This window comes from Streptosporangium sp. NPDC049248, from assembly GCF_040678965.1.
In the GTDB taxonomy this organism is placed as follows: Bacteria; Actinomycetota; Actinomycetes; order Streptosporangiales; family Streptosporangiaceae; genus Streptosporangium; species Streptosporangium fukuiense.
Genome location: NZ_JBFAQY010000005.1, coordinates 368,987 through 384,407 on the forward strand (window position 1 = coordinate 368,987; position 15,421 = coordinate 384,407).

Sequence of the window (15,421 nt, forward strand, 5' to 3'; positions counted from 1 at the left end):
TTGCCGACTTGGTGGCTTAGCGTGAGAGCCGATTGGGCAGAGGAAAGGGATACCCGCGCCAGGCTGAACCGAGGTGGTGTCAATGCTGATCGGTACGATTCTGCAAGGCAAGGGAACAGAGGTGGCGACCGTACGCCCCGATGCGACGGTCACGGAACTCCTGGCCATCCTGGCCGAGAGGAACATCGGCGCCGTGGTGGTGTCCGAGGACGGCTCCTCCATCGAGGGCATCGTCTCCGAGCGCGACGTGGTACGACGGCTGTACGACCGGGGCGCGCGGGTGCTGGAGGACACGGTGTCGTCCATCATGACGACCGAGGTCCGCACCTGCCCCCCGGACACCGACGTCGACGACCTTCGCCAGACCATGACCACGCACCGCATCCGGCACGTGCCGGTCGTCGACGCCGGTCGGCTGGCCGGGATCGTGAGCATCGGCGACGTGGTCAAGAGCTCCATCGAGGTGCTGGAGACGGAGAAGGCGTACCTGGTCGACTACCTCCACCGCTGAGTGCCTGTTCCCCGAAGTTCCCCTGAAGACCCGATGGGCCCGGCGCGTCGCGCCGGGCCCATCGGTCCGACATCCCCTCCCGCTACTGGACGACTATCTTGTCCACCTCGATGGTCACGCCCTTGACCTGCGGTGTCGACGTTCCCGTCGTCACCTTCCCGGTCCCGGCGCTGACACCCTTGATCTTCATCGTGTAGGTCAGGCTGCCACCCGGGGCGCCGGGCGTGCTGGTCACCCGGAGGTCCTCGGTCGGCGGGCCGGTGATCTGGCCGCCCGCGGTGCCGTCACCGTTCTCGGCCCCCACGGTCAGGCCGTAGCCCGCCGGGGGAGCGCCGGGCAGATTGCCCGGGTCGTAGGTGTAGGTGATGTCCTCGGTCCCGTTCAGCCCGATCCACTGCTGGAACACCTTGGTGTCGGTCGTTCCGTAGAGGTTGACCCGCCACTCGATGACGAGCCAGTCGCTGACGCCGTCGGTCAGCGTCCCGGCGTAGACGCCCGGCGCGCCGGTGCCGTCCAGGTCGGTCCAGTAGGGGGCGAGCACGTTGTTCGGGGTCGAGGGGTCGGGCAGGGTCTGCGGTTCGAACGAGATGTCCGTCGACCCCGAGCTCCCTCCGGCGACGGTGTAGCCGTTGGAGACGATGCCGATCCTGGTGTAGGTCCTGCCCGCGTACTGGAACGCGGGGACGGTGAAGTTGATCGCCTGCTCGTCGCCGATCGGTACCGGTGCGATGCCGAAGGCGTCGAGCGGCAGGTACGGGGCCGGCCCGGTGCCCGGGGCGATGCCCGGCCGGTCCGGCTGCCTGGCCGCGAGGGTGGTCTTCGCCGTCGCGACCTGGGAACCGACCTTGGTGGCGCCGGTCACCGAGTTCAGGCGCAGCTTGGCGTCCAGCGTGCTGACCGCGGTGACCTCGGCGTCCTGGAGCGTGTCGTTCCGCACGCTGACGGTGCAGGTGGACTCGCCGGTGTTACGCGGGATGGTGGCCGGGGCGCAGGTCTGCTCCACCGGGACGGCGCCCTGCTTGCGGACGAACGCGACCGGCAGGTGCAGGTTGCGCGAGCCGCCCACCTGCTTGAGGTTCACCTGGCCGAAGTACTGCCCCTCGGGCAGGTCGGGCGCGGTGATCACCACGCTGAACTTGGCGGTCTTGCCCGCCTTCACGGTGAACAGCGGCGGTAGCACCGAGATGTTGGCGCCGGCCACGGTCGTGCCGGTGGCGGCGAAGGTGAGTGTCTTGTCCGTGACGTTGGTGACCGTCCGCTTGGCGGTGATGAGACCCGGCATGATCGGGGCGTTCACCGACGGCAGGTTCAGGTCGATGCGGTTCAGCGGGTCGTCGGCCGCGGCCAGGAAGTTCGCGCCCGTCTCGTCCAGGGTCAGGCCGGGGTCGCCGGCCTTGGTCAGGTCGATGCGCCCGCCGCCGGTGTCGAACGGGTCGGCCGGGGTGACGCCGTCCTGCTTGGTGACCGAGGTCTTGGCCGTCGTCTCCAGCGCGGACTTCACCTGGCCGGGAGTCCAGTCCGGGTGCAGCGCGAACACCAGGGCCGCGGAGCCCGCGACGTGCGGCGACGACATCGAGGTGCCCGCGATGACCTGGTACAGGTTGTTCTGCGGGCCACCGGCCGGCCCCTCCAGCACCGGCGTCTGCCCGGCCACGATGTGCAGGCCGGGGGCGGTGACGTCAGGCTTGAGGAAGTCGCCGCCGGGGCCGCGCGAGGAGAACGTGGTGATCCTGTCGCTCTGCCAGGTGGCCTTGGTGCCCTGGGTGAACGAGGCGGTCGCGCCGGGGTTGGCCGACAGGAACGTCAGCAGCGCGTCCGTATCGGGCTTGTCGATGTGGACCGTGGGGAGCCAGTGGTTGTCGGTCATCACGTCGAGCGGGCTGGAGTTGTACAGGATCACGCCGGCCGCGCCGCCCTGTTTGACGGTGAAGCTCTTCAGGACCCGGTTGGGACCGCGCTCACAGAGGACGATCTTCCCGGAGAACAGGCCCGGGGGCGCGGGCGTGGTGCACAGCGCGTTGGAGTACGGCGGTGCCGAGGCCCGCACCAGCGGCAGCGCGGAGGGCACGCCCCCCGTGATGGAGGCGCCCTGCAGCGTGGCCGTCGCGCCGCCGGAACCGGACAGCGTGATCGTCGACTGGAAGGTCCTGGGCTGGGTGGAGGCCGCCACCGTGGTCACCCACGGGGCGACGTGGTTGACCGTCGCCGCGCCGGGACCCGCGTTGCCCGCCGAGGCCGAGACGAGCACGCCGGCCGCGTAGGCGTCGAGGAAGGCCAGCTCCACCGGGTCGCTGTAGGGGGAGGTGCCACCCGAGATCGAGAAGTTGATCACGCGGACGCCGTCGAGGATGGCCCGGCCGACCGCCTGGGCGGAGTCGGAGGGGAAGCAGCCCTCGACGCCGCAGACCTTGTAGATCGACACGTGCGCCGCCGGGGCGATGCCGTGGATCGGGCCGCGGCTGATGCCGAGCGGGTTGGCGTCGGCGACCGGACCGCCCGCCGAGGTGGTCGCGGTGTGGGTGCCGTGACCGTTGGAGTCGCGGGCGCTGGTCGGGAAGTACTCGCCGGGGTAGACCGCGTTGTAGGTGTCGAGGAACGGGGCGCCGCCGATGAGCTTCCGGTTGCAGACGAACGGGTCGGCCGCCGGGGTCAGCGGGTTGTCGCCGAAGTTGCAGACGCGCGGGGTGCCGTCCTTGGTCGCCGGTACGGCGGGCAGCGTACCCGGGTCGGCGAACTGGGGGTGCTCGGGCCAGGCGCCGGAGTCGAGGATGCCGACGACGACGCCCTTACCGGAGGAGGAGCTGCCGCCCAGCTTGTTGTAGATCGCGGGTGCCCCGATGAACTCGGGGCTGGAGTCGGTCAGCAGCTGCTCGGGCTTGTCCTCCTGGACGGCGGCCACGCCGGGCAGCTTCAGCACCGCGGCCGCCTTGTTGGCGGGGATGCGCAGCGCGATGCCGCCGTAGACGGTCCGCAGCTTCTGGCCCGCGACGGCGCCCGGCACGTTTCTGGCCAGTTCGGCGAGGAAGGCGTTCTCGACGTCCTCGATGTGTTTCTGGTATTTCTTCGCGTCGCCGCTCTTTATGTCGAGAGCTTTTCCGGTCTTGGCCGGGCTCGTCGCGGGAAGCCCTTCGAGGCCGCCCTGATAGGCGGCGAAGGAGTCGTAGTCGAGCTTGACCATCACGTTGACCGTGGCGCCCGAGGTCGACTTCAGCAGCCCCTCGTCACTGCGGGCGAGCTTGCCGGTGGGGGACTTCGCGCCCTGGACCGGCTCACCCCCGGTCAGGGGGGTCGCCGTCCACTTGGCGGGCGGCGCGGGGGTGGGGGTGGGATCCGCACTCGCGGGCGGCGCCATCGCCGCGACGAGCCCGAGGCCGGCGGCGAGCACAGCCGCGCGTCTGATCCTCGGTAAGTAGGGCTTTCTGGTCAACGAGACCTCCCTGTCGGCACGCATGAACGGCTCACGCGGCAGGGAGGGAGGCTGTCCGTGCGCCCGGGGCGGGGCATGCCGGGGAAGGCCGTGACCCTCCCCGTCGGGTGACACGCGATCGGCCACCGGTAAAGGCGGCCGATCATGACTGGCAGCCTAACTAGAAGCCATTTATTTGCCTAGATCGTGAAATTGACACAATCATCATTGGAATTGGGCAATTTTCATTGCAGACTGCGCCGGGTGTTCTGGTTACCGCCGAGCCGTGGCCCGGCCGCTCCCCGGGCCCGGGGCACTCGTGGCCGGCGGAAGAGCACGACGGTCCACCGTGCGTAGACTGACCCCAGGTGACACGCGGGAGGCCCGGTTGAAGCTCAAGCTTGATCTACACCCCATCTACAACCGGGGCGGGGAGATCGACAAGGCACTACGGGGCATCATCGACGAGGCCATCAGGAAGAAGGCCACCGAGGTCGAGATCATCCCAGGCAAGGGCTCGGGCCAGCTCAAGAAGAAGGTGCTGCGCTTCCTGGAGCAGAAGGAGATCAAGGCCCTCTACCACCGCATCGACAAGGACGCCAAGAACCACGGCCGTCTATTCGTCTACTTCCGCTACAAGTAGCAGGGGTAGCTCTCCGACCTGCGGACACCCACCCCAAAGTCCCGCTGGGCCTGGCTTTCTCATCCGCTGGGTCTCATTGGGCCGCGGGCGGTCCTGGCTGATGTGTCCCTCGTAAGGTGACGTGAATCGCCCGCGAAACACCATTGAGCGGCTGACACTCTGCGGGGCAGCCGGCCTTCCCGCTGCGGATCCGCGTCATGCGTTCGCGGGAGCACCGCTTTTCCTCGCTGATGGACATCCGCCTTTGCGGGGGCGGTGCTCGGAGAGTACGGGCGAAGGCCTCAGCCGCCGACGGTGACCGTTCGGGGTTGACTTGTGGGTTGATTGGCGTGATCGGCTTCTCCGTCACCTGCCGGGACCCTGGGCGCCGGAGGACGCGCACCGCTTCGCCACGCGGCACGGTCTCGGGTTCGAGGCCCGGACGCTGAGCCGCGAGGAGTATCTCGGCCTCACCGCCGACGCCTACCACGCCGTCCCCCGACGTGTTTTCGGAGATTGGCTCGGTCTTGGGGTTTTTGGACTGCTAAAAGCCCATATTTGATGGATCGACGGCGGGCGGGTGGGTGCGGCACCATTATGTGACGCATGACAGCAATGCCCTCTCCGGCGATCGGTGGAGCCTTCGGCAGGGCGCGGATCGCGGCGGGGGTGCCCGAGCGGCGGCCCGATTCCGGCTTGAACGATGTTCCGACGAGTCCAGCGCTGTCATCCGGGTACCCTCACCTTCTTCGAAAGGCTCCTCATGAGCGATATCAAGGCACTTCTCGCCCAGCGTGCCGAACTGGACCGTCTGATCGAGGAACTCCAGTCCGGCGATCTGAAGGAACGCGAGAACACCCTCGGTGACATCCTCGCGGCCGTCGCCAAGTGGGCGACCGGTCAAGGCCACGAGGCACTCAGGAGGGACCTCAAGAACTGGGAGTACGTCACCTTCGCCGGCATCGAGGTCGGCGTCGGTCACGACGGCGGCGAGCGCTGGGGCCTGCCGCCCAACTCGGTCACCGTGATGGACTCCGTCAGCGGGACCGACGTGGAGTTCGGGACCACACCTCCGCCGATCCAGGCGGTCATCGGCCTCCTGGAGGGCCTGCTGGCCACGCGCTAGTCCTGTCTTCACGCATGCCGGTGCGGGAACCTCGGTCCCTCACGCGGAGCCCGGTCGCGCGGCTTGCCGGGACCCTCACGGAGTCCCGGCAAGCCGCGCGACCGGCCCTGGTCTCCCCGGAGGGTGTCCCGCGGCGGGCCGCGGCGAGGTCACGCGTCGGGGGAGGTGGCGGCGGGCGGCGGCGCTGTAGGAAGATCTGCCCAGATCTCATTCCGTGTTGGAGGCGTCATGTCGGTGTTGCGGAACCTGGTGGAGAGCATCCGGAACGGCGGGATCGAGGTGGTCGACCTGACGGCACCGTTGTCGTCGGAGACGCCGATCCTGCGACTGCCCGAGCCGTTCGGCAACACCGTCCCGTTCGCGCTCAAGGAGATCAGCCGCTACGACGACCGCGGCCCCGCCTGGTACTGGAACGACATCGTGACGGGAGAGCACACCGGCACCCATTTCGACGCCCCCGTGCACTGGGTCACCGGAAAGGACGGCGAAGACGTCTCGCAGGTTCCGGTCGACCGGCTGATCGCCCCGGCCGTGGTCCTCGACTTCGCCGCGGAGGCGGCCGGGGACGCGGACTTCCTGCTGGAGATCGCGCACGTCAAGGCGTGGGAGGAGGCCAACGGGCCGTTGCCCGAAGGCGGATGGCTGCTCTACCGCACGGGCTGGGACGCCCGCTCCCAGGACCAGGAGCGCTTCCTGAACGCGAACGAGACGGGCCCGCACACGCCCGGGGTCTCGGTCGAGTGCGCCCGCTGGCTGGCCGAGGAGACCTCGATCGCCGGACTGGGCGTGGAGACCGTGGGCACGGACGCCGGCGCCGCGCACGGCTTCGACCAGGCCTTCCCGTGTCACTCCTTCCTGCTGGGCGCGGGAAAGTACGGGCTGACCCAGCTGCGCAACCTCGACCGGCTCCCGGTGACCGGCGCGGTGGTCGTCACGTCGCCGCTGCCCATCGTGGGAGGCTCCGGCAGCCCGCTGCGGGTGCTGGCACTGGTCGAGAGATGAACGTCGCGGAGGTGGTGGGCCGGACCCTGGCCCGGCTCGGCGTGGACACCGCCTTCGGGGTGGTGGGCAGCGGCAACTTCCACGTGACCAACGCCCTGGTCGCGCACGGCGCGCGTTACGTCGCCGCGCGCCACGAGGGCGGTGCGGCGACCATGGCCGACGCCTACGCGCGTCTCAGCGGCAGGGTCGGCGTGCTCAGCGTCCACCAGGGGCCGGGGCTCACCAACGCGATGACCGGCATCGCCGAGGCCGCCAAGAGCCGTACCCCGCTCATCGTGCTGGCGGGAGAGGCGACGGAGCCCCGCTCCAACTTCTTCGTCGACCAGGCCGCGCTGGCGGAGGCGGTGGGCGCCGTCCCGCTGCGGATCTCCTCGGCGGAGACCGCCGCCGACGACACCGCCGAGGCGTTCCGCGTCGCCGGCGAAGGCCGCCGTACGGTCCTGCTCAACCTCCCGCTGGAGGTCCAGGGCCGGCACGTCCCGGACGTGCCGGGGACCTCGGTCGCGGGAGTGGCGGGTACGGGGACCTCGGGCGGGAGCGGTCCGATGGCCGTACCGGAGACCGGGGAGACCGCCCGGCTGGCGGAGATCCTCGCGGAGGCGCGCCGTCCCGTCTTCGTGGCCGGGCGTGGTGCCCGCGAGGCGCGGCGCGAACTCGAGGAGCTCGCCGAGCGGGCCGGAGCGCTGCTGGCCACCTCCGCCGTGGCCAGGGGACTCTTCCGGGGCAGCCGGTGGGATCTGGACGTCAGCGGTGGTTTCGCCTCGCCGCTCACCGCCGAGCTCATCCGTGACGCCGACGTGCTGGTGGGCTGGGGGTGCGCGCTCAACATGTGGACGATGCGCCACGGCACGCTGATCGGCCGCGACACCACGGTCGTCCAGGTCGACCTGGAGGCCGCCGCGCTCGGCGCCCACCGCCCGGTCCACCTCGGCGTGACGGGTGACGTCGCCCGCGTCGCGCGGGAGGTCACCCGGCTGCTCGGCGACGACACGAGAACCGGTTACCGTTCGGCGGCGCTGGCCACCCGGATCGCCGGGGAGAACCGCTGGCGGGACGTGCCCTACACCGACGAGAGCGGTGGCGGCCGCATCGACCCCAGGACGCTGACGATCGAACTGGACGACCTGCTCCCCGCGGAACGCGTCCTCTCCATCGACTCCGGAAATTTCATGGGATATCCGTCGATGTTCCTCGACGTTCCCGACGAGCGGGGCTTCTGCTTCACGCAGGCGTTCCAGTCGGTCGGTCTCGGCCTGGCCACCGCGATCGGTGCCGCCCTGGCCCAGCCGGGCCGGCTCCCGGTGGCCGCGCTGGGCGACGGCGGCGCGCTGATGGGCGTCGCCGAACTGGAGACCGTCGTGCGGCTCGGTCTTCCGATGGTGATCGTCGTGTACGACGACGACGGCTACGGTGCCGAGGTGCACCACTTCGGGCCGGACGGCCACCCCCTGGACACGGTGACCTTCCCGCCCGTGGACATCGCCGCCATCGCCCGCGGCTTCGGCTGCGAGGCCGTCACGGTGGGGGACAGGTCCGATCTCGCCGGGGTGGCCCGCTGGCTGGACGGAGCCAGGGAGCGGCCCCTGCTGATCCACGCCCACGTCAGCCGCGCGCGGGGTTCGTGGTGGCTGGAGGAGGCGTTCCGGGGACACTGAGCCGCCTCCCTCTCCTCGCGGGTGTGGGAGGGGGGAGCGGCTGAGGTACGGTTCAGCCATGGCTGAGATCGTGTACCCCCCGGTCATCGGGGCGGCGTTGACCCTGTTCCGTGCGCTGGACCTCAAGATTCGCATCGAGGGGGCCGAGCGCATCCCGCGGACCGGCGGAGCCGTGCTGGTCAGCAACCACATCAGCTATCTCGACTTCATCTTCGCCGGTCTGGCCGCGCGCCCCTCGAAGCGCCTGGTGCGTTTCATGGCGAAGAAGGAGGTCTTCGACCACAGGATCTCCGGCCCGCTGATGCGCGGCATGCACCACATCCCGGTCGACCGCGCGGCGGGTGCCGCCGCGTTCGGCGCGGCGCTGAAGGCGCTCAGGGACGGGGAGGTCGTCGGCGTGTTCGCCGAGGCCACGATCAGCCGGTCTTTCACGATCAAGGAGATCAAGAACGGCGCGGTCCGGATGGCCGTCGGCGCCAAGGTGCCGATGATTCCGGTCTCGCTGTGGGGCACCCAGCGGCTGTGGACCAAGGGCCACCCCAAGAAGCTGTTGCAGCGGCACGTGCCGATCACGATCCAGGTCGGTGAGCCCATGCACCCCCAGCGCGGCGACGACTACGACGCCGTCACCGCCGACCTGCGCGGGCGGATGAGCGAGATGCTCGACCAGGTGCAGCGGAACTATCCGGAGATCCCGAAGGGCGTCTGGTGGCAGCCCCGCCACCTCGGCGGCACCGCTCCCACTCCCGAGGAGGCGGAGAAGCTCGACGCCGAGGAGGCGGAGGAGAGGGCGTCCCGACGCGAGTCGTGAGAACCGGTACGCGCGCGTACCGGATGCCGCGCGCCACGCCAATGCCATCGCCTATCACGACAAAGTGTGCGAACCATAAGCATCCTCTACAAGTCATGAGCAGGTAGTTCGCAAGTGGCATACCCCAGCCTGTTCCCATGAGCAACGCATTCGACGACGTGGTGAACGCCTTCCAGCCGGTGCCGACCCCCGGTCCCGGCCGCACACCGGGGCGGGTCGGCATGGCGATCCTGCTCCTCCTCTGGGTGGGGCTGGGAGTGTCGCCCTTCGTGTTCGCGGTCTCCGGCCTCAAGCTCGCGACCGGCTCCATCGGCACCCCCGGCACCCTCACGGTCGTCTCGTGCGAGGAGTTGGGCAGGGGCCGCTACGACTGCAAGGGCAGCTTCGCGCCCGACGGCGGCGGTGCCGCGATCCCGGTCGACGCCTCGCCCGACTCCACGGCCGGTGACGTCAGGCGGGCACAGCTCACCCCCGAGGGCGACCGTGCCGTCGCGACCGGCACCTCGGGCATCCTGGCCGCGCTGACCATGCCGTTCCTCGGTGTCGGGGTGTTCGCCTTCCTGCCGTACGTGCTCCTCTACGTCTTCAAGGTGCGGCGGGGCAGGCGTGCCGCGGTCGTCTTCGGCTCCGTGCTCACCGCGGTCTCGCTCGCCGGTGTCGTCGTCGGCATGGTCGCCGCCTACGCCTGACCGGCCCCTGCCGTCCCTACCTTCCGGTGTCCGCCGATCCGCCCTGCTCGGCACGCCAGACCCACCACGAGTAGGTCAGCGGGACCAGGCTCGCGACGGCCGCCCCGACGAGCACGACCGGGAACAGTGCGGGGAGCGGGAGCAGGAACGCGATGACGAGCAGGACCACGCCGAGACCGGCGAAAAGCCGGCCTGCCAGCCGGTGGGTGAGTCGCCAGGAGCGCTCGCTCTGCATCGTCCAGGGAGTGCGCACCCCCACGGCCCAGTTGCTGCGGGTCTTGGGCAGGTAGTTGCCCAGCACCAGGAAGAGCGCCCCCACCCCGGCGATGACGAACCGGACGACGGGGAGTTCGCCCCCCGTGGCGTTGACGATGCTGACCGTGTGGATGCCGGTGAGCAGGGCGAGCGAGCCGATCCAGGCCGCGGTGTAGGTGTGGGCCGAACTCGCCATGTGCCGCCGACGGGGGAGCAGGCGCGGCAGCACGACGAACATCACGCAGAGCCCCAGCATGATCAGCGGGAGCAGGCCCAGAGCCTCGATCTTGCCCGCGAACCGGTCGGCCTCACCGGAAGGACCCCAGTGCACCGGCAGCAGGGCGTCGTCGGGAATCTGGATCCAGCCCCAGATCGAGACGCCCGCCGAGACGAGCAGTGCGACGGCGCTGCCGATCAGCCCGGGACGCGGGTTCACGGTCCTGTCGTCGGTGATGTTCTCGGTCATCGATGTCCCTCTCATTCGTGGTCGTGGCGGGGGGGCGATGAGGGCTGGACGGGATCGGGTGGCCTGGCGTCTCCGATCTTGAACAGATCGAGCAGCGCGCCCAGGGACTCCTCCAGCAGGGACACGTGCAGGTGGTAGATGATCGAGGTTCCCCTGCGCTCGCCGTATACCAGGCCGGCCTCGCGGAGCAGGCGGAGGTGGCCGGACAGGGTGGGCTTGGAAATGTCGAAATGGTCGGCGATCTCGCCCGCCGACCGGTCGCGCTGCCGTAGCAGCGCGAGAATCCGGCGGCGAGTCGGATGCGCGAGCGCCTCGTAGACCCGGTTCACAGCTTGTTCCCTTTTTAGCTAATGACCGAAATATACCCTATATGGGGTAATTTGCTCACCTTTGCGCCTGGGGGCCCGAGGGGGAGTCATGGTTTGGGGTGGTATGTGAGGATTCCCCTGTTGGGGTCTCGGCGACGCCTTCCCGCGAAGCGCGGTCACGGCCGATTTGTTTGATCCGCGAAATGCCGTGACGACCTGGCGGGATATCCGGATTCAGGTGCTTAGTGGCTGTTCTGTCGGCATGGGTGGGACAGAAGCGGGCAGTCTTCCCCGCGTCCATCGACGGAGGATCACGACCGGGCAGTGGTCCTCGGTCTCGGCGGCAGGCGGAAGCACCCCTTGGACGCCGCCGCTGCTTCCAGATCAAGCCAGATGGAGGACAAGGTGACGCTAACAAACCCTGAAAGGCCCAACGAAGCCCTGTCGAGCGGAGCGGGCGGACCACAGCGGCGCATTTCGCGTCCGCTGGTCTTCGCCACCGCCGTCGTGCTGGCGGCCTCGGGCGGCGTCGGCGTGTCCGCGGCGTCGGCGGCAGCACCAGTGCCCGTCCCGACGGAATCCCCGACGGTGCTCCCGACGGCGTCCCCGACAGCGCCTCCGACGGTGTCCCCGACAGGGTCGCCTACCGCGTCCCCGACAGTGTCCCCGACAGGGGCGGAGACGCCGACTCCCACGCCCACCGCCACCACGGCGCCGCAGGTGCCCCTGATCGCATTCCCCGGCGCGCTGCACGGCGAGTTCGTCCTGCCCGCGGAGGACGGCTGCGGCTTCACGGTGTTCGCCCAGACCGGGGAGGCGATCGCCCTGGCGGAGAACTCGATCACGGTGAGGAGCCAGGACGGCTTCGAGAGGGCGTACGCGATCAACGACTCCACCCGGACCCTCGCGGGCCGGCGGGGCAACGTGGTCAGGCAGGGCGACTGGGTGTCGGTGACCGCCACGACCCAGGGCGAGACGGCGACCGCCGCCTACGTCTTCGACCTGTCGCGGCCCAGTAAGAGGTTCTGGCGCGGTGACAGCTGGTGGCTCCCCCGGCAGTGGCGGCCGGGCGGCGGGTGGCGCACCCCCGACCCCACCCCCTGCCCCACCCCGCCCGTCGAGACCCCCACCGCTCCGCCACTCCCGACGCCCACGGACGCCCCGACGGTACCGACGGACGCTCCGACGACGCCTACGGAGACCCCGGCCGTACCCACCGCGGAGCCGACTCCCACGGTGACGGACACCCCGACCCCCACCCCCTGAGTGTCCGCCGTCGAACTCGCCGGATGAGATCCGGCCCACCGGGCCCGCGGTGTCAGGCGCGCTCAGCCGATGCGGCTGAGCGCGCTCGACCGGACCGGACGCCCACACCTTCGGCCGGAGGTCTCCGGCGATTCGCCGGTGACGGCCAGGTCGCGGCGGCTTTACGCCCCGGTCCGTACACCGGATCATTCTTCCAGCGACGTTAACGGTGGGTAACGATCCCTTGTCGTTGACATGATCTAGATCACGCGGCTACGGTTACATCCCGACCGGTTGGAACTGAAGTCGCGTAGTGGAGAACGCTCCGCGACCCAACGTCTCCGCGGATCACGCGGCAGACGCACACGTCCTTCTCTCTCCCCCAGCGAGTCGTTCTTCAGGAGCGCCATGCGATCTCTTCGGCGTTGTACACGGCAGGTACGTCTACTGTCAGTCCTGTCCATGGCGGTCATCACGTTGACCGCGTGTTCGAGTTCGGCGGGGACCAGTTCCGGTCAGGCGGCCGGCGGTTCCGCCTCCGGCGCGCACCCGCTGAGAGTGGTGCTCCCGGCGGAGCCGGCCACCTTCAACCCGGCGCTCGCGCTCTACAGCACCCTGCGCATCGTGGGTCCGGTATTCGACCCGTTGGTCGGTTTCGACAAGGAGACGCTGGAGCCGAACGACTCCGGCCTGCTCACCTCCTGGGAACGGGTCTCGCCGACCGAGTGGCGATTCAAGGTCCGGGAGGGGGTGAAGTTCCACAATGGCGAGGAGTGGAACGCTACAGCGGCCGCTTTCACCATCGAAAAGTATCGGGACGAGCCGAAAAGCGGTTTCGCCCCGTACTACGTGCGAGTCACGGACGTGAAGGCCGATTCGGACGGCTCCCTGCTGGTGACGACGAACGTTCCCTACATCGCGATGCCGAAGGTGCTGACCACCGCGATGGGCCTGCCGCCGAAGTACTACGCGGAGGTGACCGGAGACAATTTCGGGAACAAGCCGGTCGGCACCGGCCCCTTCGAGTTCGATTCGCTCCAGGCCGGCCAGAAGTTCTCGGTCAAGGCGTTCAAGGGTTACTGGCAGGGGGCGCCCAAGCTGGAGGGGATCACCTACTCGTGGGCCGCGGACGCGTCCACCCGTGCCGCACTGCTGCAGAGCGGTGGCGCCGACCTGGTCTCCGATCTCCCGAACGAGCTCATCGAGGAGGTCGACAGCGCGCCCGGCACCAATGTCCTCTCCGCGCCGTCCCTCTACAAGATGGCGCTCAGCATGAACTCGAATGACGGCACGCTGAAGGATCCGAACCTTCGGAAGGCGGTGCAGGCGGCGATCGACTACGACGCCATCGTCAAGACGCTCTTCGGAGACGTCGGGGCACGGAAGTCGCCCTACTTCATCGGCGACCTGCTTCCGGAGAAGCCGGAGATCGGCTACCAGAAGTACGACCAGGCCAAGGCGAAGGAACTGGTCAGCGCCAGTGGCGGGACGCCCAAGCTCCGGTATCTGTACACGACGGGTTTCTACCCGAAGGACAAGCAGGTCGGCGAGGCGGTCTCGGCGATGCTGGAGGCGGTGGGCTTCCAGGTCGAGCAGGTCCCGATGGAGAACGCCGCGCTCCGCAAGGAGCGCAACACCGGGAACTACTCGATGTACATGGTGCAGAACTTCCCGGTCTTCGCTCACCCGGACTCGTTCATCGCCTTCTTCACCGGGAAGAACGCGGCGGTGAAGTACTGCACCGACCCGGGGGGCTACGACGCTCTCACCGCGGAGGCGCTCTCGGCGAAGGAGCAGGAGGCGAGTGACCAGGTCTACGACCGGGTCGAGAAGAAGGTGCTGGACGAGGACGCCTGCAACGCGGTGCTCTACGACCAGGTGATCTCCTACGGCATGACCGACAAGGTCAAGGGGTTCAAGTCCGCGCTCGACGCGGTCCCCTCGATGTACGACGTCACGCTTGACAGCTGATTAGGGGCACCGGGGGTTCTCCGCCGAAACGGCGGAGGACCCCCGGCGCTTAGCGGCGACCGGCCGGAACCTCTCGCCATGGAGGACCCTCTGCCCATGAATCCCCACACCTCCAGAAAGCTGTCGAGAGCGGATTCGGCCACCGTGCCCAACGGGGAGGTGGCCGCCGAAGGAGATTGGCAAACTCCCGTTCGGGGCCCGGCTGCGGGCGATCCACTGTACGACTTCGTCCCACGATCGACTGATAGATAAGTGATTGATGGGACATATGCCTTCTTGTATAAGAAATGTCTTGACCGTCCAGATCGACTTCACTACGGTGAACATACCGACCGGCCGTTATTCATACCGTGAGTTTGAGATCACCGACCTGAGCCGGAGTGGCGATTCCATGTCCGTCGGGAGGCCGTCGGAAGTCGGTGCCCGCGCTCACCATCGGGTTCTCACCTCCTCGGAGAACCGTTTTCTGTCACAGGCGCTGTCCGTCAAGGGAGGTCCGGATGACTGAGGAACGACGCGTACTCGACGTCGACCGCCTGTCCGTCGTGCACCGCGCTCGGGGCCGCAGAGGCCATCCCGTCGTCGCGGTCGACGACGTCTCGCTCGGCGTCGGCGCCGGCGAGATCGTCGGAGTCGTCGGCGAGTCGGGATCGGGAAAGACCTCGCTGGCGATGGCCGTCGCCGGTCTGGGGAAGATCTCCACCGGTAAGGTCACGGTCTCCGGCGCCGAGGTCGGCAAGCGGCTCTCGCGGAGCGCCAGGGCTGAGATCCAGGTGATCCTGCAGGATCCCCACGGCTCTCTCGACCCCCGCCAGAGCGTGCGTCGTGGGCTGCGGGAGCTACGCGGCATCCATGCCGAGCGGACCGCCTGGGTGACGGACGAGGAACTGCTCGCCAAGGTCGGGTTGACCGCCGACCTGCTCGACAGGCTGCCCCATCAGATGAGCGGTGGCCAGGCGCAGCGAGTCTCGATCGCCCGCGCCCTGCTGCTCCGCCCGAGCCTGCTGCTCGCCGACGAACCGACGTCGGCTCTCGACGTGTCGGTCCAGGCGCAGATCCTCCGGCTGCTCCTGGAACTGCGCCGCACCGAGGGACTGGCGATCCTGTTCATCAGTCACGATCTCGCCGTGGTGCGCGCCGTCTGCGATCAGGTGCACGTGATGCTGCGCGGCCAGGTCGTCGAGCACGGAGTCACCGCGGAGGTCTTCGACCGTCCCGCGCACGAGTACACCCGCAGGCTACTGGCGGCGATCCCCGGCAGGCAGACGGCGAACCCGGTGGAGCAGGCCCATGTGTCAGACGGCTCGATCCCCGGTGACGGTCATCGATCTCCCACCCCCGTCCTTTGAGAGGC

Annotated in this window: 13 protein-coding genes; 10 read left to right on the forward strand and 3 right to left on the reverse strand. The window is 69.0% G+C overall.

Annotation, left to right across the window (positions count from 1 at the left end; genetic code table 11):
* Nucleotides 1-82: 82 nt before the first annotated feature.
* Nucleotides 83-511 (forward strand): CBS domain-containing protein, encoded by a 429-nt coding sequence (locus AB0K21_RS13305; RefSeq protein WP_343963770.1) that lies wholly within the window; start codon nucleotides 83-85, stop codon nucleotides 509-511.
* An 82-nt stretch (nucleotides 512-593) separates the two neighbouring features.
* On the opposite strand, the gene AB0K21_RS13310 is transcribed toward AB0K21_RS13305, so the two are convergent.
* Nucleotides 594-3,938, reverse strand: a complete 3,345-nt coding sequence (locus AB0K21_RS13310) for a S8 family serine peptidase (protein ID WP_364149712.1) — start codon at nucleotides 3,936-3,938, stop codon at nucleotides 594-596.
* A gap of 367 nt (nucleotides 3,939-4,305) precedes the next feature.
* Between AB0K21_RS13310 and AB0K21_RS13315 the strand changes: the two genes are divergently transcribed.
* From AB0K21_RS13315 to AB0K21_RS13340, 6 genes are all read left to right on the forward strand, one after another.
* Nucleotides 4,306-4,560, forward strand: a complete 255-nt coding sequence (locus tag AB0K21_RS13315; RefSeq protein ID WP_030919034.1) for a Smr/MutS family protein — start codon at nucleotides 4,306-4,308, stop codon at nucleotides 4,558-4,560.
* 742 nt (nucleotides 4,561-5,302) lie between these two features.
* Complete coding sequence (locus tag AB0K21_RS13320) at nucleotides 5,303-5,665, forward strand: hypothetical protein (RefSeq protein ID WP_343963775.1); 363 nt, start codon at nucleotides 5,303-5,305, stop codon at nucleotides 5,663-5,665.
* A gap of 228 nt (nucleotides 5,666-5,893) precedes the next feature.
* Nucleotides 5,894-6,667, forward strand: a complete 774-nt coding sequence (locus AB0K21_RS13325; protein WP_364149715.1) for a cyclase family protein — start codon at nucleotides 5,894-5,896, stop codon at nucleotides 6,665-6,667.
* Entirely contained in the window at nucleotides 6,664-8,322 is a 1,659-nt protein-coding gene (locus tag AB0K21_RS13330; RefSeq protein WP_364149717.1) for a thiamine pyrophosphate-binding protein, read from the forward strand. Before AB0K21_RS13325 ends, AB0K21_RS13330 begins: the two co-directional genes overlap by 4 nt.
* Nucleotides 8,323-8,380: 58 nt before the next feature.
* Nucleotides 8,381-9,133 (forward strand): lysophospholipid acyltransferase family protein, encoded by a 753-nt coding sequence (locus AB0K21_RS13335; RefSeq protein WP_343963782.1) that lies wholly within the window; start codon nucleotides 8,381-8,383, stop codon nucleotides 9,131-9,133.
* Nucleotides 9,134-9,270: 137 nt separating this feature from the next.
* The gene (locus AB0K21_RS13340; protein WP_343963784.1) at nucleotides 9,271-9,822 is read left to right on the forward strand and encodes a hypothetical protein; all 552 of its coding nucleotides are present in this window, start codon (nucleotides 9,271-9,273) and stop codon (nucleotides 9,820-9,822) included.
* Nucleotides 9,823-9,838: 16 nt separating this feature from the next.
* On the opposite strand, the gene AB0K21_RS13345 is transcribed toward AB0K21_RS13340, so the two are convergent.
* Nucleotides 9,839-10,543 carry an SdpI family protein gene (locus AB0K21_RS13345; RefSeq protein WP_343963786.1) on the reverse strand — a complete coding sequence of 235 codons (705 nt, stop codon included), beginning with the start codon at nucleotides 10,541-10,543 and terminating at the stop codon, nucleotides 9,839-9,841.
* 11 nt (nucleotides 10,544-10,554) lie between these two features.
* Nucleotides 10,555-10,872: an autorepressor SdpR family transcription factor gene (locus AB0K21_RS13350; protein WP_343963788.1), complete on the reverse strand. Its 318-nt coding sequence runs from the start codon at nucleotides 10,870-10,872 to the stop codon at nucleotides 10,555-10,557.
* A gap of 699 nt (nucleotides 10,873-11,571) precedes the next feature.
* Between AB0K21_RS13350 and AB0K21_RS13355 the strand changes: the two genes are divergently transcribed.
* The 3 genes from AB0K21_RS13355 (at nucleotide 11,572) to AB0K21_RS13365 (ending at nucleotide 15,416) form a co-directional block, all read left to right on the forward strand.
* Nucleotides 11,572-12,117, forward strand: a complete 546-nt coding sequence (locus tag AB0K21_RS13355; RefSeq protein ID WP_343963790.1) for a hypothetical protein — start codon at nucleotides 11,572-11,574, stop codon at nucleotides 12,115-12,117.
* A gap of 441 nt (nucleotides 12,118-12,558) precedes the next feature.
* A complete protein-coding gene (locus AB0K21_RS13360) occupies nucleotides 12,559-14,067 on the forward strand; it encodes an ABC transporter substrate-binding protein (protein WP_364149721.1) in 1,509 nt (502 codons plus the stop codon).
* Nucleotides 14,068-14,567: 500 nt separating this feature from the next.
* The gene (locus AB0K21_RS13365; protein ID WP_364149723.1) at nucleotides 14,568-15,416 is read left to right on the forward strand and encodes an ATP-binding cassette domain-containing protein; all 849 of its coding nucleotides are present in this window, start codon (nucleotides 14,568-14,570) and stop codon (nucleotides 15,414-15,416) included.
* Nucleotides 15,417-15,421 lie beyond the last annotated feature (5 nt).